23 protein-coding genes and 1 pseudogene are annotated in these 24643 nt (G+C 60.5%); 14 read left to right on the top strand and 10 right to left on the bottom strand.

Features of this window, described 5'->3' with window-relative positions; genetic code table 11:
• Nucleotides 1-4: 4 nt before the first annotated feature.
• Together R1A29_RS23630 and R1A29_RS23625 are read right to left on the bottom strand one after the other, a co-directional pair.
• Nucleotides 5-3106: a multidrug efflux RND transporter permease subunit gene (locus R1A29_RS23630; protein WP_438299745.1), complete on the bottom strand. Its 3102-nt coding sequence runs from the start codon at nt 3104-3106 to the stop codon at nt 5-7.
• Nucleotides 3103-4263 (bottom strand): efflux RND transporter periplasmic adaptor subunit, encoded by a 1161-nt coding sequence (locus R1A29_RS23625; RefSeq protein WP_114885414.1) that lies wholly within the window; start codon nt 4261-4263, stop codon nt 3103-3105. The genes R1A29_RS23630 and R1A29_RS23625 overlap by 4 nt, the downstream gene beginning before the upstream one ends.
• 869 nt (nt 4264-5132) lie before the next feature.
• On the opposite strand from R1A29_RS23625, the gene R1A29_RS23620 reads away from it, so the two are divergent.
• The 4 genes and pseudogenes from R1A29_RS23620 (at nt 5133) to R1A29_RS23605 (ending at nt 7595) form a co-directional block, all read left to right on the top strand.
• On the top strand, nt 5133-5492 hold the full coding sequence (locus R1A29_RS23620; RefSeq protein WP_438299744.1) for a DUF6124 family protein: 360 nt from the start codon (nt 5133-5135) through the stop codon (nt 5490-5492).
• Between the two features lie 135 nt (nt 5493-5627).
• The gene (locus R1A29_RS23615) at nt 5628-5855 is read left to right on the top strand and encodes a hypothetical protein (RefSeq protein ID WP_265813289.1); all 228 of its coding nucleotides are present in this window, start codon (nt 5628-5630) and stop codon (nt 5853-5855) included.
• Nucleotides 5856-6005: 150 nt separating this feature from the next.
• Nucleotides 6006-6287 (top strand): annotated as a pseudogene (locus tag R1A29_RS23610) (PAS domain-containing protein); the annotation flags it as partial.
• A 243-nt stretch (nt 6288-6530) separates the two neighbouring features.
• Complete coding sequence (locus R1A29_RS23605) at nt 6531-7595, top strand: methyl-accepting chemotaxis protein (RefSeq protein ID WP_408986119.1); 1065 nt, start codon at nt 6531-6533, stop codon at nt 7593-7595.
• On the opposite strand, the gene R1A29_RS23600 is transcribed toward R1A29_RS23605, so the two are convergent.
• The 5 genes from R1A29_RS23600 to norR form a co-directional block, all read right to left on the bottom strand.
• Complete coding sequence (locus R1A29_RS23600; RefSeq protein WP_438299743.1) at nt 7592-8341, bottom strand: YkgJ family cysteine cluster protein; 750 nt, start codon at nt 8339-8341, stop codon at nt 7592-7594. The two genes, R1A29_RS23605 and R1A29_RS23600, sit on opposite strands and share 4 nt — an antisense overlap.
• Nucleotides 8342-8428: 87 nt before the next feature.
• Nucleotides 8429-8746 carry a hypothetical protein gene (locus R1A29_RS23595; RefSeq protein ID WP_438299742.1) on the bottom strand — a complete coding sequence of 106 codons (318 nt, stop codon included), beginning with the start codon at nt 8744-8746 and terminating at the stop codon, nt 8429-8431.
• Nucleotides 8747-8807: 61 nt separating this feature from the next.
• Nucleotides 8808-9266 carry a GNAT family N-acetyltransferase gene (locus R1A29_RS23590; protein WP_438302085.1) on the bottom strand — a complete coding sequence of 153 codons (459 nt, stop codon included), beginning with the start codon at nt 9264-9266 and terminating at the stop codon, nt 8808-8810.
• A gap of 27 nt (nt 9267-9293) precedes the next feature.
• Nucleotides 9294-10196 carry a chemotaxis protein CheV gene (locus R1A29_RS23585; RefSeq protein WP_085709366.1) on the bottom strand — a complete coding sequence of 301 codons (903 nt, stop codon included), beginning with the start codon at nt 10194-10196 and terminating at the stop codon, nt 9294-9296.
• Nucleotides 10197-10324: 128 nt separating this feature from the next.
• On the bottom strand, nt 10325-11881 hold the full coding sequence (gene norR, locus R1A29_RS23580; protein ID WP_438299741.1) for a nitric oxide reductase transcriptional regulator NorR: 1557 nt from the start codon (nt 11879-11881) through the stop codon (nt 10325-10327).
• Nucleotides 11882-12043: 162 nt separating this feature from the next.
• Here norR and hmpA point away from each other — a divergent pair, with 162 nt between their 5' ends.
• From hmpA to R1A29_RS23535, 9 genes are all read left to right on the top strand, one after another.
• Nucleotides 12044-13225 (top strand): NO-inducible flavohemoprotein, encoded by a 1182-nt coding sequence (hmpA, locus tag R1A29_RS23575; protein ID WP_438299740.1) that lies wholly within the window; start codon nt 12044-12046, stop codon nt 13223-13225.
• A gap of 155 nt (nt 13226-13380) precedes the next feature.
• Nucleotides 13381-13941 (top strand): ester cyclase, encoded by a 561-nt coding sequence (locus R1A29_RS23570; protein WP_438299739.1) that lies wholly within the window; start codon nt 13381-13383, stop codon nt 13939-13941.
• Between the two features lie 25 nt (nt 13942-13966).
• Nucleotides 13967-14476, top strand: coding sequence for a disulfide bond formation protein B (locus R1A29_RS23565; protein ID WP_085709370.1), 510 nt, complete (start codon nt 13967-13969; stop codon nt 14474-14476).
• 823 nt (nt 14477-15299) lie between these two features.
• Entirely contained in the window at nt 15300-16241 is a 942-nt protein-coding gene (gene cyoA, locus R1A29_RS23560; protein WP_065261342.1) for a ubiquinol oxidase subunit II, read from the top strand.
• Nucleotides 16242-16244: 3 nt separating this feature from the next.
• Nucleotides 16245-18275 (top strand): cytochrome o ubiquinol oxidase subunit I, encoded by a 2031-nt coding sequence (gene cyoB, locus R1A29_RS23555; protein ID WP_085701769.1) that lies wholly within the window; start codon nt 16245-16247, stop codon nt 18273-18275.
• 3 nt (nt 18276-18278) lie between these two features.
• The gene (locus tag R1A29_RS23550; RefSeq protein ID WP_007956720.1) at nt 18279-18905 is read left to right on the top strand and encodes a cytochrome o ubiquinol oxidase subunit III; all 627 of its coding nucleotides are present in this window, start codon (nt 18279-18281) and stop codon (nt 18903-18905) included.
• Nucleotides 18905-19240 carry a cytochrome o ubiquinol oxidase subunit IV gene (cyoD, locus tag R1A29_RS23545; RefSeq protein ID WP_085709371.1) on the top strand — a complete coding sequence of 112 codons (336 nt, stop codon included), beginning with the start codon at nt 18905-18907 and terminating at the stop codon, nt 19238-19240. The genes R1A29_RS23550 and cyoD overlap by 1 nt, the downstream gene beginning before the upstream one ends.
• Before the next feature lie 10 nt (nt 19241-19250).
• Nucleotides 19251-20138 (top strand): heme o synthase, encoded by an 888-nt coding sequence (gene cyoE / locus R1A29_RS23540; RefSeq protein WP_039765651.1) that lies wholly within the window; start codon nt 19251-19253, stop codon nt 20136-20138.
• Nucleotides 20139-20333: 195 nt separating this feature from the next.
• Complete coding sequence (locus R1A29_RS23535; RefSeq protein WP_085709372.1) at nt 20334-20825, top strand: RidA family protein; 492 nt, start codon at nt 20334-20336, stop codon at nt 20823-20825.
• A gap of 69 nt (nt 20826-20894) precedes the next feature.
• On the opposite strand, the gene R1A29_RS23530 is transcribed toward R1A29_RS23535, so the two are convergent.
• The 3 genes from R1A29_RS23530 to R1A29_RS23520 form a co-directional block, all read right to left on the bottom strand.
• Nucleotides 20895-21599, bottom strand: a complete 705-nt coding sequence (locus R1A29_RS23530) for a hypothetical protein (RefSeq protein ID WP_085709373.1) — start codon at nt 21597-21599, stop codon at nt 20895-20897.
• 120 nt (nt 21600-21719) lie between these two features.
• Nucleotides 21720-23240, bottom strand: a complete 1521-nt coding sequence (locus R1A29_RS23525) for a sensor histidine kinase (RefSeq protein WP_438299738.1) — start codon at nt 23238-23240, stop codon at nt 21720-21722.
• A complete protein-coding gene (locus tag R1A29_RS23520; RefSeq protein WP_114885393.1) occupies nt 23237-23953 on the bottom strand; it encodes a response regulator transcription factor in 717 nt (238 codons plus the stop codon). The genes R1A29_RS23525 and R1A29_RS23520 overlap by 4 nt, the downstream gene beginning before the upstream one ends.
• 151 nt (nt 23954-24104) lie before the next feature.
• Here R1A29_RS23520 and msrB point away from each other — a divergent pair, with 151 nt between their 5' ends.
• Nucleotides 24105-24623: a peptide-methionine (R)-S-oxide reductase MsrB gene (gene msrB / locus R1A29_RS23515; protein ID WP_265813300.1), complete on the top strand. Its 519-nt coding sequence runs from the start codon at nt 24105-24107 to the stop codon at nt 24621-24623.
• The last annotated feature ends 20 nt before the right edge of the window (nt 24624-24643 follow it).

The raw sequence follows: 24643 nt of genomic DNA, 5'->3' as shown, positions 1-24643 counted from the left end.
CGCCTCAGTCTGTCGTTGCCAGCGCCGCAACGGGCGCCGGTTTGGGCTTGTGGAACAGCCGCTCAAGCCACAAGTATATGACCGGCGTGGTGAACAGCGTCAGCATCTGGCTCACCAGCAAGCCACCCACCACGGCGATCCCCAACGGCTGGCGCAGTTCGGCGCCGGTGCCGTAGCCGAGCATCAGCGGCAGGGCGCCGAGCAGGGCAGCGAGAGTGGTCATGATGATCGGCCGGAATCGCGTCAGGCATGCCTCGAAAATCGCATCCTGGGGTGCCAGTCCACGATGACGCTGGGCTTCGAGGGCGAAGTCGATCATCAGGATGCCGTTCTTCTTGACGATACCGATCAACAACACCAGCCCGATCAGCGCCATGATCGAAAAGTCCTGGCCGCAGATCCACAGCATGATCACCGCACCCAGACCTGCCGCCGGCAAGGTCGAGATGATCGTCAGCGGATGGACGAAGCTTTCATAAAGCACACCCAGAATGATGTACACCGCCACCAGTGCCGCGAGAATCAGCCACGGCTGGCTGGCCAGCGAACTCTGGAATGCCTGGGCCGCACCCTGGAAGTTGCCGCTGATCGCGGTCGGCATGCCGATCTCGGCCTTGGCCTGGTTGAGCAGGATCACCGCGTCGCCCAACGCCACGCCGGGCGCCAGGTTGAACGACAGGTTGGCGGCCGGGAACATGCCGTCGTGGGCGATGGACAGCGGGCCGATGGTCGGTGCGTCGAATCGGGCCAGCGCCGACAGCGGCACCATTTCCCCGCTCAGCGGCGAGCGCAGGTAGAAGTAGTTGAGGCTTTCGGCCTTGCCACGCTGCGCGGTGTCCAGTTCCAGGATCACGTTGTACTGGTTGACCTGGGTCTGGAACTCGTTGATTTGCCGCTGACCAAAGGCGTCGTATAGCGCCTCGTCGACATCGCTGGCGGTCAGGCCGAAACGCGCGGCGGCGCTGCGGTCGATGCTGATGTGCGTGATGCTGCCGCCCAATTGCAGGTCGTTGGAAATGTCACGGAACGCCGGGATGCTGCGCAGCTTTTCGGTCAGCTTCTGGGTCCAGGTAGCGAGCGTCGGCCCGTCGTTGCTCTTGAGCACGTATTGATACTGCGCACGGCTCGGGCCGGAGCTGAGGTTGATGTCCTGGCCGGCGCGCAGGTACAGCACGATGCCGGGGACTTTCATCAACTGCGGACGAATGCGGTCGATGAACTGGCTGGCCGAAACATCGCGGTCACCGCGTTTTTTCAGGGCGATCCAGAAGCGGCCATTGGCGATGGTCTGGTTACTGCCGGACACGCCCACCGAATGGGAAAACGCCTGCACGGCGGGATCGGCGGCGACGATTTCCGCCATCGCCAGGTGCTTTTTCACCATGTCGCTGTAGGAGATGTCCGCAGCGGCTTCCGTCGTACCGAGGACGAAGCCGGTGTCCTGCACCGGGAAGAACCCTTTGGGGATAAAGATGTAGCCGCCGATGGCCAGCGCGACCGAGACACCGAACACGCCGATCATCAGTTTCTGATGGGCGAGGGCGCGGCGCAGGCCTTTTTCGTACCAGCCGAGCAGGCGTTCGCTGAAGCCCGGTTTGTCATGGGCGTGATGCACCGGTTTGCGCATGAACAGCGCGGCGAGGGTTGGCGCCAGTGTCAGCGACACCACCACGGAAATCATGATGGTCGAGGTGGCCGTCAGGGCGAACTCCTTGAACAAACGCCCGACCACACCGCCCATGAACAGCAACGGAATGAACGCCGCAACCAGCGAGAAACTGATCGAAACCACGGTAAAACCGATCTCGCCGGCGCCCTTGACCGCTGCTTCGCGCATGCTGTCGCCGGATTCCAGATGGCGGTGAATGTTCTCCACCACCACGATCGCGTCGTCGACCACAAAACCTACCGCCACGACGATGGCCACCAGCGTCAGGTTGTTCAGGCTGAAACCGAGTAAATACATCAAGGCGAAACTGGCGGTCAGCGACACACCAAGTACCGCCGACACAATCATCGTCGCCGACAACTGGCGCAGGAACAGCGCCATCACCGCCACCACCAGCAGGATCGCGATCAGCAGGGTGATTTCCACTTCATGCAGGGAGGCGCGAATGGTCTGGGTGCGGTCGATCAGCACCTTGACCTGCACCGAGGCCGGCAGCATGGCTTCGAGGCCGGGCAGGGCGGCCTGGATGCGGTCCACGGTCTCGACGATGTTGGCACCCGGCTGACGGGAGATCACCAGGTTCACCCCCGGTTGATCGCCGGCCCAGGCTTGCACGTAGGCATCTTCCGATCCGTTGACGACTTTGGCGACATCTTTCAGGTGAACCGGGGCGCCATCCTTGTAGGAAACGATGAGCTGGCTGTATTCCTCGGGGTGGAACAGCTGGTCGTTGGTCGACAGCGTGGAAATGCTCGACTCGCCGTACAACGCACCTTTGGCGAGGTTGAGGCTGGTCTGCTGGATCGCCAGACGAATGTCCGCAAGCGTCAGGCCGATGGCCGCCAGTTTGTCCGCCGAGGCCTGTACGCGAATCGCCGGACGTTGCTGACCGGTGATGTTGATCTGGCCTACGCCGTCGATCTGACTGATCTGACGGGCCAGCAGAGTTTCCACCAGGTCACTGAGTTCGGTGCCGGGCATCTGGGTGGAACTGACGCTGAGGATCAGCACCGGGCTGTCGGCCGGGTTGACCTTCTTCCAGGTCGGCAGGGTTGGCATGTCTTTCGGCAGTTTGCCGGCGGCGGTGTTGATCGCGGCCTGCACTTCCTGGGCGGCGGTGTCGATGCTCTTGTCGAGGGTGAATTGCAGGGTCAGCAGGCTGGAGCCCAGCGCACTGCTGGAGGTCATCTGGGTCATGCCGGGGATGGCGCTGAATTGCACCTCCAGCGGCGTGGCCACGGAGGACGCCATGGTGTCGGGGCTGGCGCCGGGCAGTTGCGCGGAGACCTGGATCGTCGGAAATTCCGCTTCCGGCAGTGGGGCAATCGGCAGGCGCGGGAAGGCAATCACCCCGACCAACACCAGCGCGATGGTCAGCAGAATCGTCGCCACCGGGTGATCGATGCACCAGGTCGAAACGCCTTTGTGCTGCTTCATGGCTTGGGCTCCGCTTGCACCACCTGCGGCGGTTCGCTCATGACCTGCACGGTGGAACCGGGCTTGAGCCGCGACTGGCCATCACTGACCAATACGTCGCCGGGGTTCACACCCTTGATGATGTCCTGACCGCTGCCCTGATAGACCATTTGTACTTGCACCGCTTCAACCTTGTCGCCGTTGACTCGGTACACGAAGTGTTGATCCAGCCCCCGCTGTACGACGGTGGGCGGGACCACCAGCGCATCTTTATCCAGCGCCGTCTGAATCTTTACCGTCACCAGCAGGCCGGGCCAGAGTTTCTGGTTGGGGTTGTCGAATTCGGCCTTGGCGCGGATGGTGCCGGTGTTGGCGTTGATCTGGTTGTCGATCAGGGTCAGGTGACCTTCGCCGAGCAGGTTGCCGGTTTCGCCATCGGTGTCGGCGCCGATGTAGGCCTTGACCTGGGCGCGCTGCGGATCGCTGATCAAGCCTTGCAGGGTCGGCAGCATTTGCTGGGGCAGGGAGAACTCGACAGCGATCGGGTCGATCTGGGTCACGGTGAACAGACCCTGGGTGTCGGTCATGCGCAGGAAATTACCTTCGTCGACCGTACGAATGCCGACGCGGCCAGTGACCGGGGAGCGAATCTGGGTGTAGGAAAGTTGTACCTGCGCCGCGTCAATCGAGGCCTGATTACCCTGGGCGGTGGCCTTGAGCTGGTTGACCAGTGCCTGTTGCTGATCGTAGGTCTGCTTGGAGACGCCGTCGTCGACGCTGAGCAGTTTGTAGCGCTTGAGGTTGACCAGCGCCACTTGCAGCTGTGCCTGGCTTTCGCCCAGTTGTGCACGGGCCTGGTCGAGGCTGGCGCGGATCGAGCGGTCGTCGATGGTGGCGAGCAGGTCGCCCTGTTTCACCAATTGACCTTCCTTGACCAAAAGCTTGGTGAGGATGCCGTCGATTTGCGGGCGTACCACCACGCTGTGCAGCGAGAGCACCGAGCCGATGCCGCTGGTGTAGCGGGGGACGTCTTTTTCGCTGACGGCGACGACCCTGACCGGGATCGCAGTCGGGGCGGCCAGTTTGGCCGGTGCGGGTTTTATCGCATACCACAGGCCGGCGGCTGCGAGGGCGATCAGCAGGGTGGCGAGCAGGGCCTTTTTCTTCTGGATTTGCATGCTTGTGGGGCGCCAGGGGGACGGGGTTTGGGCAGGTTGGTTCTTTATAAACTTGTTTGGGGGTCAGGAGGGTGACGGCTAGCTGTCGCGGCTGTCAGTTTTCTTGTGTGTATATCCGTTGCTGCGGTAACGGCCGCTTATGGTTCCGCCCTTACGGCGGGTCACTTTGGCAAACGCCCCAAAGTAACCAAAGGGCTGGGCCCCTGCGTTCGGCACCTCGCCTAGGCTCGGTGTTCCTTCGTTCCGATGGGGCCGGTACGTCAAAAGCGGTACTCGAGCTAACGCTCATTGTGTTGAGTGGTGAGAAGTCAAAGCCGAAGCCGAAGCCGAAGCCGAAGCCGAAGCCGAAGCCAAAGCCAAAGCCAAAGCCAAAGCCAAAGCCAAAGCCAAAGCCAAAGCCAAAGCCAAAGCAGAGGCAGGTGCGGAATATGTGCTTTTTAAAACCCGAGTTCACCACGGTATGTCACGTCGGCGCAGCTCTCCCAAACAACACGGTCAGTCCCCTCTCCCTCCGGGAGAGGGCTAGGGTGAGGGCTGCTCTTGAAGTTGTTTAAATTTCAACAACAACTCAGGACCCTTCCCACAATGTTTTCAGGTTGTCCGTCGGAAGCACGTTCTCTAGTGTTTGGCTGTCGCTGCCAATTCAGCGAACAGGTGTGGAAACCTGATTTCAAGTAGTTGCAAAGCATCTCCCCGTAATCGTTGCCGATGTCTTCTTTCGTCTGCAAACTGCGTCGCGGCGGCTGTGCGCAGGCAGACTTCGGTCTGGCCGGTTGCCTACTTATCGGTTTTCCACCCTGCGTACAGCTGCCACCTTTTGTCGTGTGGAAACGACAAGGGATGGCTCCATAGCCAAGTAGGAGTTCTTCATGGACAAACTGATACCCGACCCACCCCTCGAATCACCCACCCCTCTCGAAAAAGCCATGCGCGCCGAAGACCTCGCCCGTAACCGCGAAGCCATCAAGCGCGCCCTCGACTACTACCTCTGCCCCAACCCTGCCAAGCCGCGTCCGAGCACGATGTATATGGTCACTCCCAACGTCGACACCGAAAGCCTGTTGGTCAATGCCTGCGAATCCCTGGCCTCGGCCAGTACCATCGCCAGCAATTTCGCCAATGAACTCACGGGCCCGCAGCGCAGTACGGCGCTCGGGATCCAGCAGATCATCATGTTGGCGGAGCTGGCGGTGAACCGGGCGTTGGATCGGGTTGATCCGCAGACGTGATCCGCTAGTCGAAGAGTCCCGAAAAAGGCACCGGTCATGCCCTTTCGGGGGCTCTTTAAACTCCGCGCACGCAGGTATACTGCGCGCCTTCGCGGCTCATCCACCGGGCCGGACTTTTTGCTTTCCGGAGCTTTCATGACTTCCCCAATCGACAACGCTGTGAGCGATGTCCCGGCAGAGCTGGCCGAGGCCGGCGAGACCAAGCCGACCATTCCTGCGTTCAAGTTTCCGTTCAAGCCAGGTGAACTGGCCGCCGCCAAAGCCGCCAAGCAGCCGCAGTTCAAGGGCAAGGACGGTGACCGTCACGCCAGGACCCCGGGTGTGGCGCCGTCGGGCACTCGTCGTTCGATGGGCAAGCGCTGATTCACTTCCCTCCTGCAGCCATCGTCTGTGATTTTCGGTCACAGTGATGGCTAATTGCTCAGTTCCTGAGCCAGATCAACGTTTAACCGATTAGTGCGCTTAGAGTCAGCAGCCCTGCCGACTCTTTCCAATAAAACGAGCGCGCTTTCCATGAAGATCAATCTCCCGGTGACCGGGCGCAATGTCGATGTTGCGCCGGATGCGAACATTCTCTCGACCACCGATCTGACCAGCGCGATCACCTACGCCAACGACGACTTCATCAGGATCAGCGGTTACAGCCGTGACGAGCTGCTGGGCACGCCGCACAACCTGTTGCGTCATCCGGACATGCCGGCGCAGGCGTTTGCCCATATGTGGCAGACGCTCAAGCGCGGGCGGTCGTGGATGGGGCTGGTGAAGAATCGTTGCAAGAACGGTGATCACTATTGGGTCAGCGCCTATGTCACGCCGGTCACGCAGAACGGTGCGGCGGTGGAGTTTCAGTCGGTACGCACGCGGCCGGATGCGCGGCAGATCGCGGCAGCGGAACGGGCTTACGCGCAATTGCGTGGCGAGCGGGTGCCGCGTTGGCAGCGGATGCCGGTGTTGGGCTTGCGGGCGCGGATTGTGGCGTTGACCAGTTCGGTGCTGGCAGCGGTGATGGGAGTTGAAGCCTGGTTGCGGCCGGAGTCCATGGGCATTGAGGCCGCTGCGCTGGTGGCTGGCAGCGGCGCCTGTGCTCTGGGCGTGGGCTGGTTGTTGCGACCGCTGGAGCGACTGACCGAACGTGCAAAACAGATTGCCGACAACCCGTTGAGTCAGGGCATTTATACCGGGCGGCGGGATCAGTTCGGGCAGATCGAGTTCGCCTTGCAGATGCTCGAGGCTCAGGTCGGTGCGGTGGTCGGGCGGATCGGTGATGCCTCGCAGCGGCTGGCCGGGCATGCGGCGCAACTGGTCGATCATCTGCACAGCAGTCACACCAGCACGTTGGCGCAGCAGGCGGAAACCGATCAGGTGGCGGCGGCGATTCATCAGATGGCGGCCAGTGTCGCCGAAGTGGCCAGCCATGCGCAGCAGGCGTCGGTGGCGGCCGATATGGCGGGGACGGAAACCCGTGAAGGTCATCTGCTGGTTGGCGAGAGTCGCAGTGCGGTGTTGCGGCTGGCTGAGGAGTTGGGCCGGGCGACCGAGGTGATTCATCAGCTCGAAGGTCACAGCAGCGAGATTTCCGGGGTGCTGGAGGTGATTCGCAGCATCGCCGAGCAGACCAATCTGCTGGCGCTCAACGCCGCGATCGAAGCGGCCCGGGCCGGGGATGCCGGGCGCGGGTTTGCGGTGGTGGCCGATGAGGTTCGGGGGCTGGCCCAGCGTACTCAGCAGTCGACCAACGAGATTCAACGGATGATCAGCACCCTGCAAAATGGCGCGCGGGATGCGGTGCTGGTGATGCAGCAGAGCAGCGAGCATGTGGATAACAGCGTCGAACAGGCGCAACGCGCGGCCCGTGCGCTGGACGGGATCAGTGGGCGAGTCGAGCAGATCACCGAGATGAGCCTGCAGATTGCCGCGGCGGTTGAAGAGCAGAGCGCGGTGAGCGAGGACATCAACCGCAACATCGTCAGTATTCGCACGGCGTGTGAACTGACGGTGGATGAAGGGCGCCAGAGCCAGCTCAACTCACAGGATGTGGCGGGGCTGGCGGGGGATTTGCGTTCGCTGGCGCGGGAGTTCTGGGGGCGGCGGCAGGGATCCTAGGCCGCGCGCAGGGAAATGAACGCGTAAGTCTGCGGCGGTTCGGTGACCACTTGTGCGCCTGCCGCCCGCACCTGCCCGGCGATGTCATTGCCGGAGACATGGAACAGCCATTCGCTGTCTCCGGCAGCCAGTGGTTGCGCGGTGACCTGATCGATCACCGAGGCAAACACGCCCATGTCCGGCAGATACGCGGTAAATCCGTCGCCCTTGAGTGCCGTGGTGCGGATGCCGAGCAAGCCGCAGATCGCATCCTTGGTCCGGATGTCGTCGCGATCGGCCTGACGGGAGCGCTGGATCAATGTCACCAGTTCCTGATCCACCAGTTCGCCACCGACGATCAGCTCCGGTCCCTGTTCCCACGATTCCGGCGGGCAGTCCTTGGCGGCAGGGTTCAGCGCAATGTGCGGATTGATTTCGGCGGGATAGATGCGGCACACCAGCGGCCGGCGTTCGTAGATGCGGCACAGCTTGTCCTCGTCAAGATTCCGGCAGGGACCGACGTTGTAGGCGGCGAAGGTGATCGCCACATGGGCGTCGGACGTGCCGCTGCGTACTACCGCCGAACGCCGCTGCGCGTGCTCACGCTGTTGCGCCGGCAAACCCAGGCCGTTGGCGAGAAACGCCTCCACCAGCACGATCACCTGACCGCCGTCGGCCGCCCACATGCGGGCTTCGGCCAGGGTCAGGGGCACATGGTGATCGGTGCAGCATTTGCCGCAACCTACGCAGGAAAAGGTCGTATTCATTGAGCGGGCAATCTTCAATCAGGGTGTGAATCGGCGACATAAAGCCGCCGTACAGGCCCGGAGTGAAGCAAGTTGTGCGCCATTCGCTCAGGGTTTGGCGGTCGGGCGGATCGAGTCCCATTCGGTGACGTACGCGGTTTTCGACTTCTTGTTGTACAGGCACAGCTCGGTGCCTTGCTGGCCCTTCATGTGTTTTTGCGGGTACTGGCCCTGCAGCAACAGGGCGGTGTAGCCCACGCGGTCATCGAATTGCGCCGCAGTGCCAACCGGTTTGGCGTCTTTCAGGCTGCTGGCCTTGGTGCAACTGGCGAGTACGGTTTTGTCGTACGCCGCCCAGGCGTCGGGGCTGGAGGCGTGGACAAACGGGGCGATGAGACACAGTACGGAGAGGGCGAGGCGTTTCATGGTTCGGGCATCCTTGGAGGTTGATCGCCAGGGTTTGAGTATGCCGCAGGATTTTAGTTTGTCAGTCCGGCACCAATTCCCGGCGGACCACATACATTCCAGACTTTTCGTACAGCTGTCGCGCCCGCCGGTTGTCTTCCAGCACCTTCAGATCGACAACCCCTTCGCGCCGATCCTGAAACGCCTTGAACGCATGAAGCAGCAACGCCCTACCCAATCCACGGCCCTGGGCGCGAGGGTGCACCACCAGATTCTTGATATAGGAACTGGTCCAGCATTGCGCCACACCAATGACGCCGTCAGCATCGCTGGCGATGAAGCACAGCGCCGGATCGTATTCGGCGTCCGTTTCATACTGCTGTTGCCAGACGTCCAGCGCGGGCACCCGACCGCCGCCCTCGCGGTAACCGATTTGCATCAGTTCATGCACGGCGGCCGCTTGTTCAACGTTGTAGGTGGTGAGTTCGATGCCGTTCGGCCATTCGATGGCCGGCACGTCCTGGCTCAGGTCGCGCCGCATCAGGAAGCAGAACGTCTCGCTCAAGGCTCAGTAACCCTGGGCGGCGACATGTTTGGCCGCTTCGATCAGGCAGTGGGTCAGCTCCGGCGAGGAGAACTTGGTCAGCACGCCGTTTGCGCCGGCGAGGCGGGCCTTTTCGCTGTTCATCGCGCTGTCCAGCGAGGTGTGCAGCAGCACGTAGAGGTGGGCGAAGTCCGGGGTCTCGCGCAGGGTGCGGGTAAAGGCGTAGCCGTCCATCTCGGACATTTCGATGTCGGAGACGATCAGGTTGATCTGTTGCGCGGTGCCTTGCAGGTCCAGCAGGCAGTCGATGGCTTCCTTGGCACTGCGGGCGGTGTGGCACTGCAGGCCGAGGTTGCGCAGGGTGTGCACCGATTGCTGCAACGCCACCTGACTGTCGTCGACCACCAGAATCCGCGCGTTGCCCAGCACTTCGGCGTCTTCCATGCTCAGCTCGGTCGGGGCCATGTCGATCTGTGCCGGGGCGATGCCGTGGATGACTTTTTCGATGTCCAGCACCTGCACCAGCGTGCCGTCGACCGAGGTCACGCCGGTGATGTAGGCGCGGGAACCGCCGGAGCCGAACGGCGGCGGTTTGATGTCGGTGGTCAGGCAATGCACGATCTTGCTCACCGCCTGCACATGCAGGCCCTGTTTCGAACGGCTGACGTCGGTAACGATCAGGCAGCCGCCATTCGGGTCTTCCAGCGGACGCTCGCCGATGGCGCGGCTCAGGTCGATCACCGACAGCGAAGCACCGCGCAGGGTGGCGATGCCTTTGACGTGGGGGTGCGACTCCGGCAGCTTGGTCAGCGGCGGGCAAGGGATGATTTCACTGACTTTCAGCAGGTTGATCGCCATCAGCTTGCCGCTGCGCAAGGTAAACAGCAGAAGCGAAAGTGAATCTGCGCGGGCTTTGTTGGAAGACATAAAAACCTTCTGTGGAAAAAGGTGATGGGCGAGGGTGGAAATCGCCAGAAACTATTGATGCCGGGTTATCGGCGTCAAAAGGTTGGGCTTTAGGTTAGTTGTCGGGTGGTGTTCCGATGCCAGATCTTTCAGCTTTTCAGGCCCAGCCGCTTGGCCAGCCGCCCCAGGTTCGCCCGGTCCAGCCCCAGTTCGCGGGCGGCGCTGGCCCAGTTGTCCTGATTGCGCTCGAGTGCGGCACTGATCAACTGCCGCTGATAGTGCTCGGTAGCGGTGCGCAGATCCCCGCTGATCAATGGCAGGGTGGCAGCTTCTTCGGACGGCACTGACGAGTTATCCACAACCTCGCGCGGCAGGTCGAGATCCATTGCGCTCAGGCTGAGAATCTTCGGCCGCACCTTGCAGTTACCCAGCGCCTTCAGCGCGCTGCGCCCGATCAGGTGTTCCAGTTCCCGCACGTTGCCCGGCCAGGTGTAGGCCAGCAGCGCTTCCTGGGCATCGCTGTTCAGACGCAGGCTGTTGAGGCCCATGCGTGAGCGGTTCTGTTCGAGGAAAAAACCGCTGAGCAGCAACACATCGCGACCCCGCTCACGCAGCGCCGGCACCCGCAACGGGTATACACTGAGGCGATGGTAGAAGTCAGCCCGGTAGCGGCCGCTGCGCACTTCTTCGGCCAGGTCGCGGTTGGTCGCGGCGATCAGGCGCACGTCGACCTGATGCTCCTTGTCCGACCCCAGGCGCTGCAACTGGCCGCTCTGCAAAACCCGCAACAACTTGGCCTGGACGGTCAGCGACAACTCGCCGACTTCATCGAGAAACAGTGTGCCGCCGTTGGCCAGTTCGAACTTGCCGCGCCGGTCGCTGGTGGCACCGGTGAAAGCACCGCGTACGTGGCCGAACAGTTCGCTTTCCACCAGCGTATCCGGCAGGGCCGCGCAGTTGAGGCTGATGATCGGTTTGTCGGCGCGCTGGGAGGCGGCATGGATCGCCTGCGCTACCAGTTCCTTGCCGACCCCGGTTTCCCCGGTGATCAGCACGGTCAGGTCGCTGCCGCCGACCAGATTGATTTCTTCCACCAGCCGTTTGTGGGCCTTGCTCTGGCCGATCATTTCGCGGTTCTGCTGGCCGCTGGCCTGGCGATAGACCTCGGCGCGCTGGTGTTCGTCCTCGGCGCGAGTCGCGAGACGTTCGATGCGTTCGGCGGCGTTGACCGTGGCCGAGGCGAGGCTGGCGAAGGCTTGCAGGGCGTCGAGTTCGATGGGTTCGAAACGCTCCGGATCGAGGGCGTCGAGGGTAATCAGACCCCAGAGTTTTTCATCGACGAACAGCGGGCAGCCGAGGCAGTCGTGGACTTCCAGATGATCGTCGAGGCCGTCGACCAGTCCGTCATAAGGGTCGGGCAAATCGCTGTCGGCAGCGAAACGGGTCGGCCCTTTACCCGCCAGCAGCACTTCGAAACGCGGATGTTCGCTGACCTTGAAGCGCCGACCGAGGGTGTCGGTGCTCAGCCCATCCACCGCCAATGGCACCAGCCACTCGCCATCGAGGCGCAACAAGGCTGCGGCATCGCACGGCAGCAGGGCGCGCATGGCTTCGAGCAGGCGTCGGTAGCGCTCGCCTTCGGGCAATTCACGGGACAAGTCGGAGACCAACGGGAGCAGGGCGGTGAGCAGTGATTTGGCGGACATAGGCTTGTAGTCAAAGGGACACGTTGTAGTCGAAGCGACTATAGAGGTGCTTGTGTCGATCTGACTACATAAATTTCAACTTATTGATTTGTATAGAAAAATTATTTGGCACGATTACTGGAATACATAGGCACTTTTAGAGAAAGCTCAGGAGTAACCCTTATGCTTAGCGTCCAGGATCGTGCCATCGTCAAATCCACTGTGCCTCTGCTGGAAAGCGGCGGTGAAGCGCTGATCACCCACTTCTACCGCATGATGCTCTCCGAGTACCCGGAAGTCCGCCCGCTGTTCAACCAGGCTCACCAGGCCAGCGGTGACCAGCCTCGCGCGCTGGCCAACGGTGTATTGATGTACGCCCGTCACATCGATCAACTCGACCAGTTGGGCGATCTGGTGGCGAAGATCATCAACAAGCATGTGGCGTTGCAGATTCTGCCGGAGCACTACCCGATCGTCGGCACCTGCCTGCTGCGCGCCATCTCCGAAGTGCTCGGCGAAGAAATCGCCACACCGGAAGTGATGAGTGCCTGGGGCGCGGCCTACGGTCAGTTGGCCGAGATCCTGATCGGCGCCGAAACCGCGATCTATGACCAGAAAGAACAGGCCGTCGGCGGCTGGCGCGGGGCGCGGGAGTTCATCGTCGCGGCCAAGGTCGAGGAGAGCGCGGAAATCATTTCGTTCTACTTCGAACCGGCGGACAAGGGCCCGATCCTCGCAGCCGAGCCGGGCCAGTACATCGGCATGAAGCTGATCCTCGACGGCGAAGAAATCCGCCGCAATTACTCGCTGTCAGCCCTGGCCAACAAAGGTCAGTACCGCATCAGCGTCAAGCGCGAACCGGGTGGTCGTGCCTCCAATCACCTGCACGATCAACTGCATGTCGGTGCGAGCATCCAACTGTTCCCGCCATCGGGCGAGTTCACCCTGACTGCCAGCGACAAGCCGCTGGTGCTGATCAGTGGCGGCGTCGGTATCACGCCAACCCTGGCGATGCTGGAAGCGGCGCTGGAAACCGAGCGTCCGGTGCATTTCATTCACTGCGCGCGCAATGGCAGCGTGCATGCGTTCCGTGACTGGATCGACGGTCTGGCCGAGCGCCATCCGCAGCTCAAGCGTTTCTATTGCTACGCCGAAGATGACGGCGTGAGCCCTGCGGCGGACAAGGTCGGGCTGTTGAGCCAGGAACAACTGGGCGAGTGGCTGCCGGAACCGCGTGACGTGGATGCCTACTTCCTTGGGCCGAAAGGCTTCATGGGGGCGATCAAGCGTCATCTGAAGGCACTGGGTGTGCCGGAGAAGCAGAGCCGGTATGAGTTCTTCGGGCCGGCGGCGGCTCTGGAATAAGCCTGATGAGCGACCCGAGATTCTCGGGTCGTTTTTTTGAGCGGCCCCGATTCTTAAATTCTGTTTAAAGGTTAATCGTTTCTTAACCGGTTTATCGTTTATTCCCCGATGCTGATGATAGGCGCTCGTTCGTTTACATGATCAGGATCGCCCCCATGTCGCACATCGCCTCTTCCCGTCGTTTCAGTCTGGCCGCGTTGGGCCTGTCGGTTGCCTTGTTGTCCAGTCCGTTTGTCTTTGCCGAATCCGCGTTGCTCCAGCCGCAGACCCTGATCGTCGATCAGAGCCTGCCCCAGGCCCAGCGTGATGCGATGGAACTGGCGGCGCGGCGTTACGGCAGTTTCTGGAACAGCGGTGAAGAGGCGTTGGCTACGGCGGCCCTGTCGCCGCAGTTTGTCGACAAGACCCCGCCGGAAGGCCGGGTGCAAGGGCCGACCGGGCCGCTGCTGGCGTCGAAGTTCTTTCGCACGGCGGTGCCGGACTTGAGTTGCGAGATCGAGCAAATGATCGTCGCCGGTGATCGCGTGGTGGTGCATCTGCACTTTCGCGGGCATTTCACCGGTACGTTCAAGGCTCTCAAAGGGCAGGGCCAGCGTGTAGACTTCCGGGCAACCGATATCTATCAGATCGACAACGGTCGCATCGCGGCCAATTGGCATATCGAAGACAACATCAGCCTGATGGCGCAACTGCAAGCGCAGCCGCCGGCCAGCTGAACCATGGACATGAAAGGGAAACGCGATGAGCGAGGAAACGATTCGATTGGGACGTGAGCGGCGCTATCTGGTGTTGCTGGGCGTCATCTGCCTGGCGCTGATCGGCGGCGCGCTGTACATGCAGATCGTGCTGGGTGAGGCGCCATGCCCGCTGTGTATCCTGCAGCGTTATGCCTTGCTGTTGATCGCGCTGTTCGCGTTCATCGGCGCGGCCATGCGCACCCGCCGCAGCATCACCGTGTTCGAGGTGCTGGTGGTGATTTGCGCAATTGCCGGAGCCGGTGTCGCCGGGCATCACGTGTACACCCAGTTCTACCCGGCGGTGAGTTGCGGCATCGATGTGCTGCAGCCGATTGTCGATGACCTGCCGCTGGCGAAGATCTTCCCGCTGGGCTTCCAGGTCGACGGTTTCTGCTCGACGCCGTACCCGCCGATCCTCGGTCTGTCGCTGGCACAATGGGCACTGGTGGCCTTCGTGCTGGTGGTGATCCTGGTGCCGCTGCTGACCTCGCGCAACCGAAAAGCATTGCGCTGAATCAACTTTTCGGCCCCCGCGCCGATAACACAAACGCCTCGATTTGCAGTGACGCAAATCGGGGCGTTTTGCATTTCAGGGTCTTTGTGAAAACGTCGTGACGAACGGCAAGGGACGGTGCGACAGGTGTGCGACATGTTGTCACACACGCGGTGTCGCAGTGTCTTGCGCAGGCCCGGATTGGAGTGTTGTTACAAAAAAGGATTGGTCTGTTTCAGGGTTTTTCGGCTTTGGGACGCTGGTGCCGGAACAGGCAGTTTTAACAACCTGTGGCAATTGGCCAAAGCCCTTGGGTTATCGGGGTTTAAGCGCTTCACGGTGTCGGAAAAAGTCTTCGGAACTGTCTGATCCGAGCCAGGTACACCTACATTTTTTGGTGTTTTTGTTGAGAATCGATTTCGATAACATGCGGAACTTTTGCAAAAACGGTGATGGATTGTTGCTCTGAGCGATAAAAATTATTTCGGGATAAGACATGGTGTATAGGGCGCTACCTATCTACAATCGCCCGCACTGAATTCCCGGCACTGTTCAACCTTTATAAGGAACTGAGCAGGAAGTCGGGTGTCGAGGGGCCGAAAGGCTTGCGAGACACCCAGGTGTCGGTGCCTTCCAACTTTCCGCACCAAATGGAATTGGTCTGTAACAAGGCCTTTGACCACGAATTCGAATAAGAACTGACCGCTGTCCCAGGATTTGTCGAGCGTCTGACGCGCGACGGGCGGCCCTTATTCAATCCAAAGAAAATGCCAACCCTTGGCAGGGTGAAGTGTTGGCGATCAAAACCCAACTGCATTGCGCAAGCTGCTTTAGAGGTCGTGAGATGAGTAAAAACAGGTACCCCAGATTACTAGGCCTAGTGCCGCTGCTCGGCACGTTGTTGCTGGGAGGCTGCAACATGACCTTGCTCAATCCAACGGGCCAGGTCGGCCTGGAACAGCGCAACCTGATCATCACCGCTACGCTGCTGATGCTGTTGGTTGTTGTGCCGGTCATCGTCATGACCTTCCTGTTCGCCTGGAAGTACCGCGCCTCCAACAAGAACGCCGTCTACACCCCGAAATGGTCGCACTCGACCAAGATCGAAGTGGCAGTCTGGACCATTCCGGTCCTGATCATCATTGCCCTGGGTTACATCACCTACAAGTCGACCCACTCGCTGGATCCGTATCGTCCGATCGAGTCCGACGTCAAGCCTGTGACCATCGAAGTGGTCGCGCTGGACTGGAAGTGGCTGTTCATCTATCCGGAACAAGGCATCGCCACGGTCAACAAGATCGTGTTCCCGGCGCACACGCCAGTCAACTTCCGGATCACTTCGGACGCGGTGATGAACTCGTTCTTCATCCCGGGCCTGGGCGGCCAGATCTACGCGATGGCGGGCATGACCACCAAGCTGCACCTGATCGCTGACCGCAACGCTGAAATGGACGGTATCTCCGCCAACTACAGCGGCGCTGGTTTCACCGGTATGAAATTCAAAGCGATCGCAACTTCTCAGGAAGATTTCGACGCCTGGGTAAGTGAAGTCAAAAAGGCACCTAAACAGCTTGAACAAGCTGAATACGCAGCCCTTGCCAAGCCAAGCCAGAACAATCCAGTCGAGCTCTACTCCTCGGTCACGCCGAACCTGTTCCAGACCATCGTCGACAAGTACGAAGGCATGAAACCGGGCAAGCCGCTGAAGCACGAGAAGAAAGAGAAAGAAGTGGCGGCAACGGATATGGACTCGAATTCGCATTCAGCTGCCGGGGCAGAGGAGTAAACGATGTTTGGTAAATTAAGTTGGGAAGCGATCCCTTTCCACGAGCCGATCGTGATGGTCACCATCTCGATGATCGCGCTCGGTGGTCTGGCGTTGTTCGCTGCAATCACCTACTTCAAGAAGTGGACTTACTTGTGGACCGAGTGGCTGACGTCGGTCGACCACAAGAAAATCGGCGTGATGTACATCATCGTTGCCATGGTCATGCTGCTGCGTGGCTTTGCCGACGCCATCATGATGCGTACCCAGCTGGCCATGGCCACCGAGGGTTCGCCTGGCTACCTGCCACCTGAACACTATGACCAGATCTTCACCGCTCACGGTGTGATCATGATCATCTTCATGGCGATGCCATTCTTCACCGGCCTGATGAACCTTGCAGTGCCGCTGCAGATCGGCGCCCGTGACGTTGCGTTCCCGTTCCTGAACTCCCTGAGCTTCTGGCTGCTGGTGTCCGGCGTCGTGCTGATCAACCTGTCCCTGGGCGTCGGCGAATTCGCCAAGACCGGCTGGGTTGCCTATCCACCGTTGTCGGGTCTGCAATACAGCCCTGGCGTGGGGATGGACTACTACATCTGGGCGCTACAGCTATCGGGTCTGGGTACAACGCTAACGGGGGTTAACTTCCTCGCGACCGTGCTGAAAATGCGTACCCCTGGCATGAAACTGATGGACATGCCGATCTTCACCTGGACCTGCACCTGGGCAAACGTTCTGATCGTGGCTTCGTTCCCGATCCTGACCGCTACCCTGGCACTGCTGACCCTTGACCGTTACATGGATTTCCACATTTTCACCAATGAACTTGGTGGCAATCCAATGATGTACGTCAACCTGTTCTGGGCATGGGGCCACCCTGAGGTTTACATCCTGATCCTGCCGGCCTTCGGCATCTTCTCGGAAGTGATCTCGGCCTTCACCGGCAAGAAACTGTTCGGCCACCACTCGATGATCTACGCTTCGGGCGCGATCTCGGTACTGGGCTTCATGGTTTGGCTGCACCACTTCTTCACCATGGGTTCGGGTGCCAGCGTCAACGCTTTCTTCGGTCTGGCGACGATGCTGATTTCCATCCCGACGGGTGTGAAACTGTTCAACTGGCTGTTCACCATCTACCAGGGCCGTCTGCGCTTCACCAGCCAGGTTCTGTGGACCCTGGGCTTCATGGTGACCTTCGCCATCGGCGGCATGACTGGCGTACTGCTGGCCATCCCGGGTGCTGACTTCGTTCTGCACAACAGCCTGTTCGTGATCGCGCACTTCCACAACGTGATCATCGGCGGCGCGGTATTCGGCTACATCGCAGGTTTCGGCTTCTACTTCCCGAAAGCGTTCGGCTTCAAGCTGCACGAAGGCTGGGGTAAAGCAGCGTTCTGGTTCTGGATCTCGGGCTTCTTCGTCGCGTTCATGCCGCTCTATGCACTGGGCTTCATGGGCATGACCCGTCGTCTGAACGCCACCACCAACCCTGAGTGGGTACCGTACCTGTACGTTGCCATGTTCGGTGCGATCCTGATCGCTGTGGGTATCGCTTGCCAGCTGATCCAGCTGTACGTCTCGGTACGTGACCGCAACAAGCCGGAAAACATGTGCGAACACGGTGACCCGTGGAATGCCCATACCCTGGAATGGTCGACCTCGTCGCCACCTCCGTTCTACAACTTCGCTGTGCTGCCTAAGGCTGACTGCATCGACCCGTTCACCGAAGCCAAGGAAAACGGTACTGCGTACCAGACTCCGGCCAAGTACGAGCCGATCCACATGCCGAACAACACCGCCACTGGCGTGGTGATGGGCGCACTGCTGACCGTATTCGGTTTCGCGATGATCTGGCACATCTGGTGGTTGGCGATCGCCAGCCTGGCCGGCACTGTCATCTACTTCGTGATCCACGCTGCACGTGACGACCAGGGCTACATGGTTCCGGTTGAAACGATCGAGCGCATCGAAGCCGAGCAGCACAAGCGTCTGGTAGCGGCCGGGAAGATCCCTGCTTCCGCGACCCGTGTTGAAACCAAGTTGGAACAGGCTTAAACAATGTCGAACTTAGTGACCAATGCTGGACACGCCCATGGCCATGACCATGGGCACGATGACCATCACCACGACTCGGGCGAGATGACCGTATACGGTTTCTGGCTCTACCTGATGACCGACTGCATTCTGTTTGCGTCGATCTTCGCGGTATACGCGGTACTGGTAAACAACGTCGCCGGTGGCCCGTCGGGCCACGACATCTTCGAACTGCCATACGTGCTGGGCGAAACCGCTCTGCTGTTGTTCAGTTCGATCACCTACGGCTTCGCCATGCTGGCGTTGTACAAAGGTAAAAAGCAGCAGGTTCTGGGCTGGTTGTTCATGACCTTCCTGCTCGGCGCAGGCTTCATCGCCATGGAGATCAACGAGTTCCACCTGCTGATCTCCGAGGGCTTCGGTCCTAGCCGTTCGGGCTTCCTGTCGGCGTTCTTCACCCTGGTCGGTACCCACGGTCTGCACGTATCCGCGGGTCTGATCTGGATGGGCATCATGATGTACCAGGTCAACAAGCACGGCCTGACGGCGACCAACAAGACCCGTCTGAGCTGCCTGAGCCTGTTCTGGCACTTCCTGGACGTGGTGTGGATCTGCGTATTCACCGTTGTTTACCTGATGGGGACCCTGTAATGGCTAATGCACACTCCCATGACAGCCATGATGCTGGCCACGGCAGCGTAAAGTCGTACGCCATCGGCTTCATCCTGTCGGTGATCCTGACCGTCATCCCGTTCGGCCTGGTGATGTTCCCGACCCTGCCGAAGTCCACCACGCTGGCAATCGTCCTGCTGTTCGCAGTGATCCAGGTGATCGTTCACCTGTATTACTTCCTGCACCTGGACCGTTCCGTTGCCCAACGTAACAACGTGATTGCGTTCGTCTTTACGGCCATCGTGATCGTGCTGCTGGTCGGTCTGTCGCTGTGGATCATGTTCAGCATCCACACCTACATGATGGCGAAGTGAGGTAGACCCGATGTCGCTCAAGCACTTTATCCAAATCACCAAACCGGGGATCATTTTCGGTAACGTGCTTTCTGTGGCAGGCGGGTTCTTCCTGGCCTCGAAAGGGCATGTGGATCTGGCGGTGTTCCTGGCCGCCATGATCGGCACTTCCCTGGTCGTGGCCTCCGGTTGCGTGTTCAACAACTGCATCGACCGCGACATCGACCTGAAGATGGAACGCACCAAGAACCGGGTGCTGGTCCAGGGCCTTATCTCCCTGAAACTGGCCCTGGTCTATGCGACCGTCCTGGGTGTCGCCGGCGTTGCGTTGCTGTACAAGGTGGCCAACCCGTTGGCTGCCCTGTTCGCCGTGATCGGCTTCATCATCTACGTCGGCTTCTACAGCCTGTACCTCAAGCGCAAGTCGGTTCACGGCACGCTGGTGGGCAGTCTGTCGGGCGCCATGCCGCCGGTGATCGGTTACGTGGCCGTGACCAACAGCTTCGACATGGCCGCGTTGACCCTGCTGGTGATGTTCAGCCTGTGGCAGATGCCGCATTCCTACGCCATCGCGATCTTCCGCTTCAACGATTACCTGGCCGCATCGATTCCGGTGCTGCCAGTGAAGCGCGGAATCCAGGTGGCCAAGAAGCACATCCTGTTCTACATCCTGGCGTTCCTCGTGGCGACCCTGATGCTGACCTTCAGCGGCTACGCCGGCATGAGCTACCTCGCCGTCGCCGCGGCCATGGGCATGTACTGGCTGTACATGGCCTGGACCGGCTACAAGGCGGTGGATGACACGGTCTGGGCACGCAAGCTGTTCGTGTTCTCGATCTTCACCATCACCGCGTTGAGCGTCATGATGTCTCTGGACTTCAAGGTGCCGACCGAGCTGCTGCTGACGTACGCGCCGTAAGGTTCGAACGCTGTACGAGAAACCCCGTTCATCGAGAGATGAGCGGGGTTTTTTTGTTGTCTGCGGCAGGTGAATCCCTCACAGCGGTTTTGGTTCAGGCGTAAATGATTAACCAGAAATCGACAGGTTGCGGTCACCAGGCAAAAGCCCTAGATTCGGATCCAACTTCACGCATCGATCAAGAGGCTGGGCGAAATGACTGAGAGGATGACCTGCGACGAACGCTTCATTGCCCTGGCAAAAGAGCTGAATTACGACATCAATGGCGAGAACACGGTGGGCGGCAATTACGCGCCGCTGGTGCGTCATCACGATGAGCTGTACATCAGTGGCATGGTGCCGCGCACCGAGGGCAAGATTCAGTATCCCGGCCGGGTCGGGCTGGAGCTGACGCTCAAGGATGCGCAAGCCGCCGCGAGCATCAGCGCCATGCGTTGCCTGGCGTTCATCGTCGATGCGGTCGGTTCGCTGGACAAGGTCAGGGCGCTGTTGCGGGTCACGGTCTATGTGAAGTCGACACCGGACTTTGTCGACCTGAGCGAAGTGGCCAACGGCGCATCCGACGTTTTCAGTTATGTGCTGGGGGATGCCGGTCGCCATACCCGCACCACCGTCGGCGTCTATCAGTTGCCGAAAAACGCGGCCATCGAAGTCGACATGATCGCTGCGGTTCATCCGTCGGCCTGATCGCTGAAAGCCGCGCAACAAAAAGCCCCGCCTGAGATTCAGAGCGGGGCTTTTTCGTCAGCGCTGCGCTTACTGGGCAGCGATGCTGTAACCGTCGAATGCGGTCTGCTGTTGCAGGGCGGTGATGATGTTCTTGCGGTTGATCGCGTGTTCGGTGCCGGCGTTGTCGACGAAGGTCTCGCCTTCGATTTCTGCTTCTTCGCCTTCACCGACGAAGGTGAAACCGAGGAATTCCAGCGCCTCACGATCCACGCTCAGGCGCGAACGCGGCGTGCGCATTGGCAGGGTCACGCTGATGCCGTCCTTGCTGATGCTGAACACTTCGACGTCTTTCTTGGCGCGTGCGGCCTTGCTCTTGCCGCCGCTCGGGTTGCTGATTGCCTGATGGGTCTGGTTCAGCACCTTGAGGGCCAGGCCGTAGACGATTTCCTGGAACGCCGGATCGTCCTTGAAGCTGGACAGGATGCGGCTGATCGGGAACTTGCTGCTCAGATCTTCGAGGGCTGCGATATCGGCCGCCTCGGCATCTTTCAGGCGCTTGAGCTGGCCCATCAGCTCGTAGGCCTGATCGTCATCGAAGCGATCATGGGCCTGACGGATCGCGGCACGCAGCTCACGGATCTGCTCGCTCTCGCGGGTCGACTGGAACGCGTCGAGCACCATTTCGCTGATGATCTTCGCTTGTGGAATGTGTTGTGAAAGATTGATGGAGTTTTCGTATTCCGCTTTGGACGACAGGGTGACTACGGATTCAGCGGTGTTGAAATCGGACATTGAAATTTCACTACTTTTTTAACTTGGGATAAGACGAGAAAGCATGGGGGGCTTTTTCAGGCCGACTAATTTAGGGGAGCGGGGCAGTGTTGTCACGGAGCAACGGCCCGATGGAGTTGATTATTTGCCCGGCGTATTCAGGTTCATCGAACGGACGATCCACTGTTCGGCGTTCTGTTGATCCACCGGCAGCGAGAAGCGAAAGGTCGCGCCCCGTCCTGCGACATCGAGCAACTGGATCTCGCGCCCGTGCAGTTGCAGGATCCGGTGCACGATCCGAAGGCCCAGTCCGCCATCGCGTCGCGCGCCGCCGATATTGAACGGACGCAGGAACAAACCTTCGCGCAACTCGGCGGCGATGCCCGGGCCGGTGTCACTGACGGTGATTTCAACCAGTGCACCCTGGGGTTTCAGGCCGAGTTCGATTTCGCCCCCCGGCGGCGTATGGCGCAAGGCGTTATCGAACAGGTTGGTCAGCACCCGTTCGATCAGCCCGAGGTCAGCGCAGACGGTCGGCAGGTTGGCGCTGAAACTGGCCTTGAGCTCGACGTTCCGGGCATCGGCGCCGAGTTCGAATTTCTGGAAGATGTCCTGCACCAGGTCGGTCAGGGAAAACTGCTCCAGCACAGGCTGCACGAAGCCATGTTCAAGGCGCACCAGTTCCAGCAGCGATTGCGCGAGTCCGCCGACCTTGCGGCTCTGATCCAGGGCGATCCCCAGATAGCGGCGGCGTTCTTCCGGAGACAGGGTGGCGTCCTTGAGTGACAGCGTTTCCAGGTAACCGTGCAGCGAAGCCAGCGGTGTGCGCAGGTCGTGGGAAATGTTCGCCACCAGTTCCCGGCGTTCCTGATCCTGGCGGGTCAATGAGCGCCACTGTTCGCCGAGGCGGTTTTGCATTTGCCGGAACGCTGCGTCGAGCACGGCGATTTCGTCCGGGTCAGCGGACTTGTCCACAGGCGTCGGCGCGATTGGCAGCGATTGCGGTGCGCCGTCGATGTCGAACTGGCTCACGGTTTCGGTCAGCCGACGCAATGGCCGGGTGATCAGATTGAATGCCGTCAGACCGGCAATCAGGCACAGGAACGCCACCAGACCGATGGACAGCAACGCCGTATTCAACGCCGCACTGGTGGCGCCGCGTTCGGCGAAACGGTCGTGCGCTTCGCTGAGCAGAACCACGTAAAGGTAACCGGCCGCCTTGCCGTTGACCTGCAACGGCGCGGCGCTGAAGACCTTGCGGCCGTCGATGCTGCGCGGGTCGTCGCCGAGGATCGGCAGCGGTTGATCATTGAGCAGTCGTCGGATCGGTTGCAGGTCGACAGTCTGCCGACGCAGGCGTCCTTCCGGTGCGGCGTTGCCGACGATCCGGCCTTCGGTGTCGAGCAGGTACACCTCGACACTCGGGTTGACCAGCATCAACTGGCTGAACAATTCACGCACCGCACCGGGCATCAGGCCGTTGCTGTCCATCAGCACCGTGTCATGGGCGATGTGTTGCGCCAGATCCCGGGACAGACCCTGCACCACCTCCAGCTCATGCATCTGGCTGGAGCGCACCTGCAACCACGCCGACGTGCCGCAGCACGCCAGCAGCAACACGGCGAATACCAGGGACAGACGCTGCGTCAGGGTCAGTTTCATGGTTGTTCTGTACTCGTGCCGAATTTGTAGCCTCGGCCCCACACCGTGAGGATGCGCACCGGTTGAGCCGGATCCGCCTCGATCTTCGCCCGCAGGCGATTGATGTGGGTGTTGACCGTGTGTTCATAGCCTTCGTGGCTGTAGCCCCAGACCGCGTTGAGCAGGTCCATGCGCGAGAACACCTTGCCCGGCTGGCGGGCGAAGAAGTACAGCAAGTCGAATTCCCGCGGGGTGAGGTCCAGGCGCTGGCCGTTGAGGGCGACGTCACGGGTGATCGGGTCGATGGTCAGGCCGTCGAGGCTCAGGCTGCCGGCGTCCATCTTCAGGTTGCGGGCCATGGCGTCTACCCGGCGCAGCAGGGCTTTGACCCGGGCGACGAGTTCAAGCATCGAAAACGGTTTGGCGAGGTAATCATCGGCGCCCAGTTCAAGGCCGAGAATGCGGTGCAGTTCGCTGGAGCGGGCGCTGGTGATGATGATCGGTGTATAGCGGGCCATGGCCCGGGCGCGGCGGCAGATTTCCAGGCCATCTACGCCCGGCAACATGAGGTCGAGGATCAATGCATCCCAGTGGCCTTGTTGCAGCAGGCGCATGCCTTCGTCGCCGTCGGCACTGTGGACCACTTCGAATTGTTCATCCCGCAGATGCAGGCAGATGAGGTCGGCGATGTGCAGGTCGTCCTCGACCACCAGGACGCGTTTGGTCTGTTCCATGAAGCTCAATCCTTCGGCGCGATGTGCGCATTGTGCGGGTTTTCCTCCGGGCGAGTTATCACGAATTGTTTAACTTCCCGTGAGGATTTGGCGATCAACCCAAGCCTAGGCTGTGTTCCACGACAGGCATCTGGAATTTTGGGAGACGGCCATGTTTTCACGGCGACAGATTCTGGCAACGGGCGGCGGGCTGGGGCTTGCAGCGTTACTGGCGGGTGTATTGCCAAAATTATCCACGGGCTCGGCGCTGGTCGGTGAGGCATTCGCCGACGAGGCGTTCGAAGTGACCCACAGCGATAGCGAATGGCATGCGCTGCTCACCGACGAGCAATTCGACGTGCTGCGCAAGGAAGGCACCGAACGGGCCTACAGCAGTCCCCTGAACAACGAGCATCGGGCCGGCACGTTTGCCTGTGCCGGCTGCGATCTGGCGCTGTTTTCGTCGGACACCAAGTTCGACAGCCGCACCGGCTGGCCGAGTTTCTGGGCGCCGCTGGAACACGCCGTGGCCACCCGCCAGGACCGCTCCTTCGGCATGACCCGGGAGGAAGTTCACTGCCGGCGTTGCGGCGGTCACCTCGGCCATGTGTTCGACGACGGACCCAAACCCACCGGTCTGCGTTACTGCATGAACGGCCTGGCCATGACCTTCAAACCCGTGGCGGTTTGAGTCGTGGCCCGCCTGCAATC

The organism is Pseudomonas sp. NMS19W (assembly GCF_051554255.1).
GTDB classification, from domain to species: domain Bacteria; phylum Pseudomonadota; class Gammaproteobacteria; order Pseudomonadales; family Pseudomonadaceae; genus Aquipseudomonas; species Aquipseudomonas kribbensis.
Note: the sequence above shows the minus strand (reverse complement) of the source record. Positions and strands in the feature narration are given on the sequence as shown.

Coding starts and splice junctions, on each gene's coding strand:
- R1A29_RS23630 (WP_438299745.1), bottom strand. CDS start 3,106: ATGAAGCAGCACAAAGGCGTTTCGACCTGGTGCATCGATCACCCGGTG.
- R1A29_RS23625 (WP_114885414.1), bottom strand. CDS start 4,263: ATGCAAATCCAGAAGAAAAAGGCCCTGCTCGCCACCCTGCTGATCGCC.
- R1A29_RS23620 (WP_438299744.1), top strand. CDS start 5,133: ATGGACAAACTGATACCCGACCCACCCCTCGAATCACCCACCCCTCTC.
- R1A29_RS23615 (WP_265813289.1), top strand. CDS start 5,628: ATGACTTCCCCAATCGACAACGCTGTGAGCGATGTCCCGGCAGAGCTG.
- R1A29_RS23605 (WP_408986119.1), top strand. CDS start 6,531: ATGGGCATTGAGGCCGCTGCGCTGGTGGCTGGCAGCGGCGCCTGTGCT.
- R1A29_RS23600 (WP_438299743.1), bottom strand. CDS start 8,341: ATGAATACGACCTTTTCCTGCGTAGGTTGCGGCAAATGCTGCACCGAT.
- R1A29_RS23595 (WP_438299742.1), bottom strand. CDS start 8,746: ATGAAACGCCTCGCCCTCTCCGTACTGTGTCTCATCGCCCCGTTTGTC.
- R1A29_RS23590 (WP_438302085.1), bottom strand. CDS start 9,266: ATGCGGCGCGACCTGAGCCAGGACGTGCCGGCCATCGAATGGCCGAAC.
- R1A29_RS23585 (WP_085709366.1), bottom strand. CDS start 10,196: ATGTCTTCCAACAAAGCCCGCGCAGATTCACTTTCGCTTCTGCTGTTT.
- norR (WP_438299741.1), bottom strand. CDS start 11,881: ATGTCCGCCAAATCACTGCTCACCGCCCTGCTCCCGTTGGTCTCCGAC.
- hmpA (WP_438299740.1), top strand. CDS start 12,044: ATGCTTAGCGTCCAGGATCGTGCCATCGTCAAATCCACTGTGCCTCTG.
- R1A29_RS23570 (WP_438299739.1), top strand. CDS start 13,381: ATGTCGCACATCGCCTCTTCCCGTCGTTTCAGTCTGGCCGCGTTGGGC.
- R1A29_RS23565 (WP_085709370.1), top strand. CDS start 13,967: ATGAGCGAGGAAACGATTCGATTGGGACGTGAGCGGCGCTATCTGGTG.
- cyoA (WP_065261342.1), top strand. CDS start 15,300: ATGAGTAAAAACAGGTACCCCAGATTACTAGGCCTAGTGCCGCTGCTC.
- cyoB (WP_085701769.1), top strand. CDS start 16,245: ATGTTTGGTAAATTAAGTTGGGAAGCGATCCCTTTCCACGAGCCGATC.
- R1A29_RS23550 (WP_007956720.1), top strand. CDS start 18,279: ATGTCGAACTTAGTGACCAATGCTGGACACGCCCATGGCCATGACCAT.
- cyoD (WP_085709371.1), top strand. CDS start 18,905: ATGGCTAATGCACACTCCCATGACAGCCATGATGCTGGCCACGGCAGC.
- cyoE (WP_039765651.1), top strand. CDS start 19,251: ATGTCGCTCAAGCACTTTATCCAAATCACCAAACCGGGGATCATTTTC.
- R1A29_RS23535 (WP_085709372.1), top strand. CDS start 20,334: ATGACTGAGAGGATGACCTGCGACGAACGCTTCATTGCCCTGGCAAAA.
- R1A29_RS23530 (WP_085709373.1), bottom strand. CDS start 21,599: ATGTCCGATTTCAACACCGCTGAATCCGTAGTCACCCTGTCGTCCAAA.
- R1A29_RS23525 (WP_438299738.1), bottom strand. CDS start 23,240: ATGAAACTGACCCTGACGCAGCGTCTGTCCCTGGTATTCGCCGTGTTG.
- R1A29_RS23520 (WP_114885393.1), bottom strand. CDS start 23,953: ATGGAACAGACCAAACGCGTCCTGGTGGTCGAGGACGACCTGCACATC.
- msrB (WP_265813300.1), top strand. CDS start 24,105: ATGTTTTCACGGCGACAGATTCTGGCAACGGGCGGCGGGCTGGGGCTT.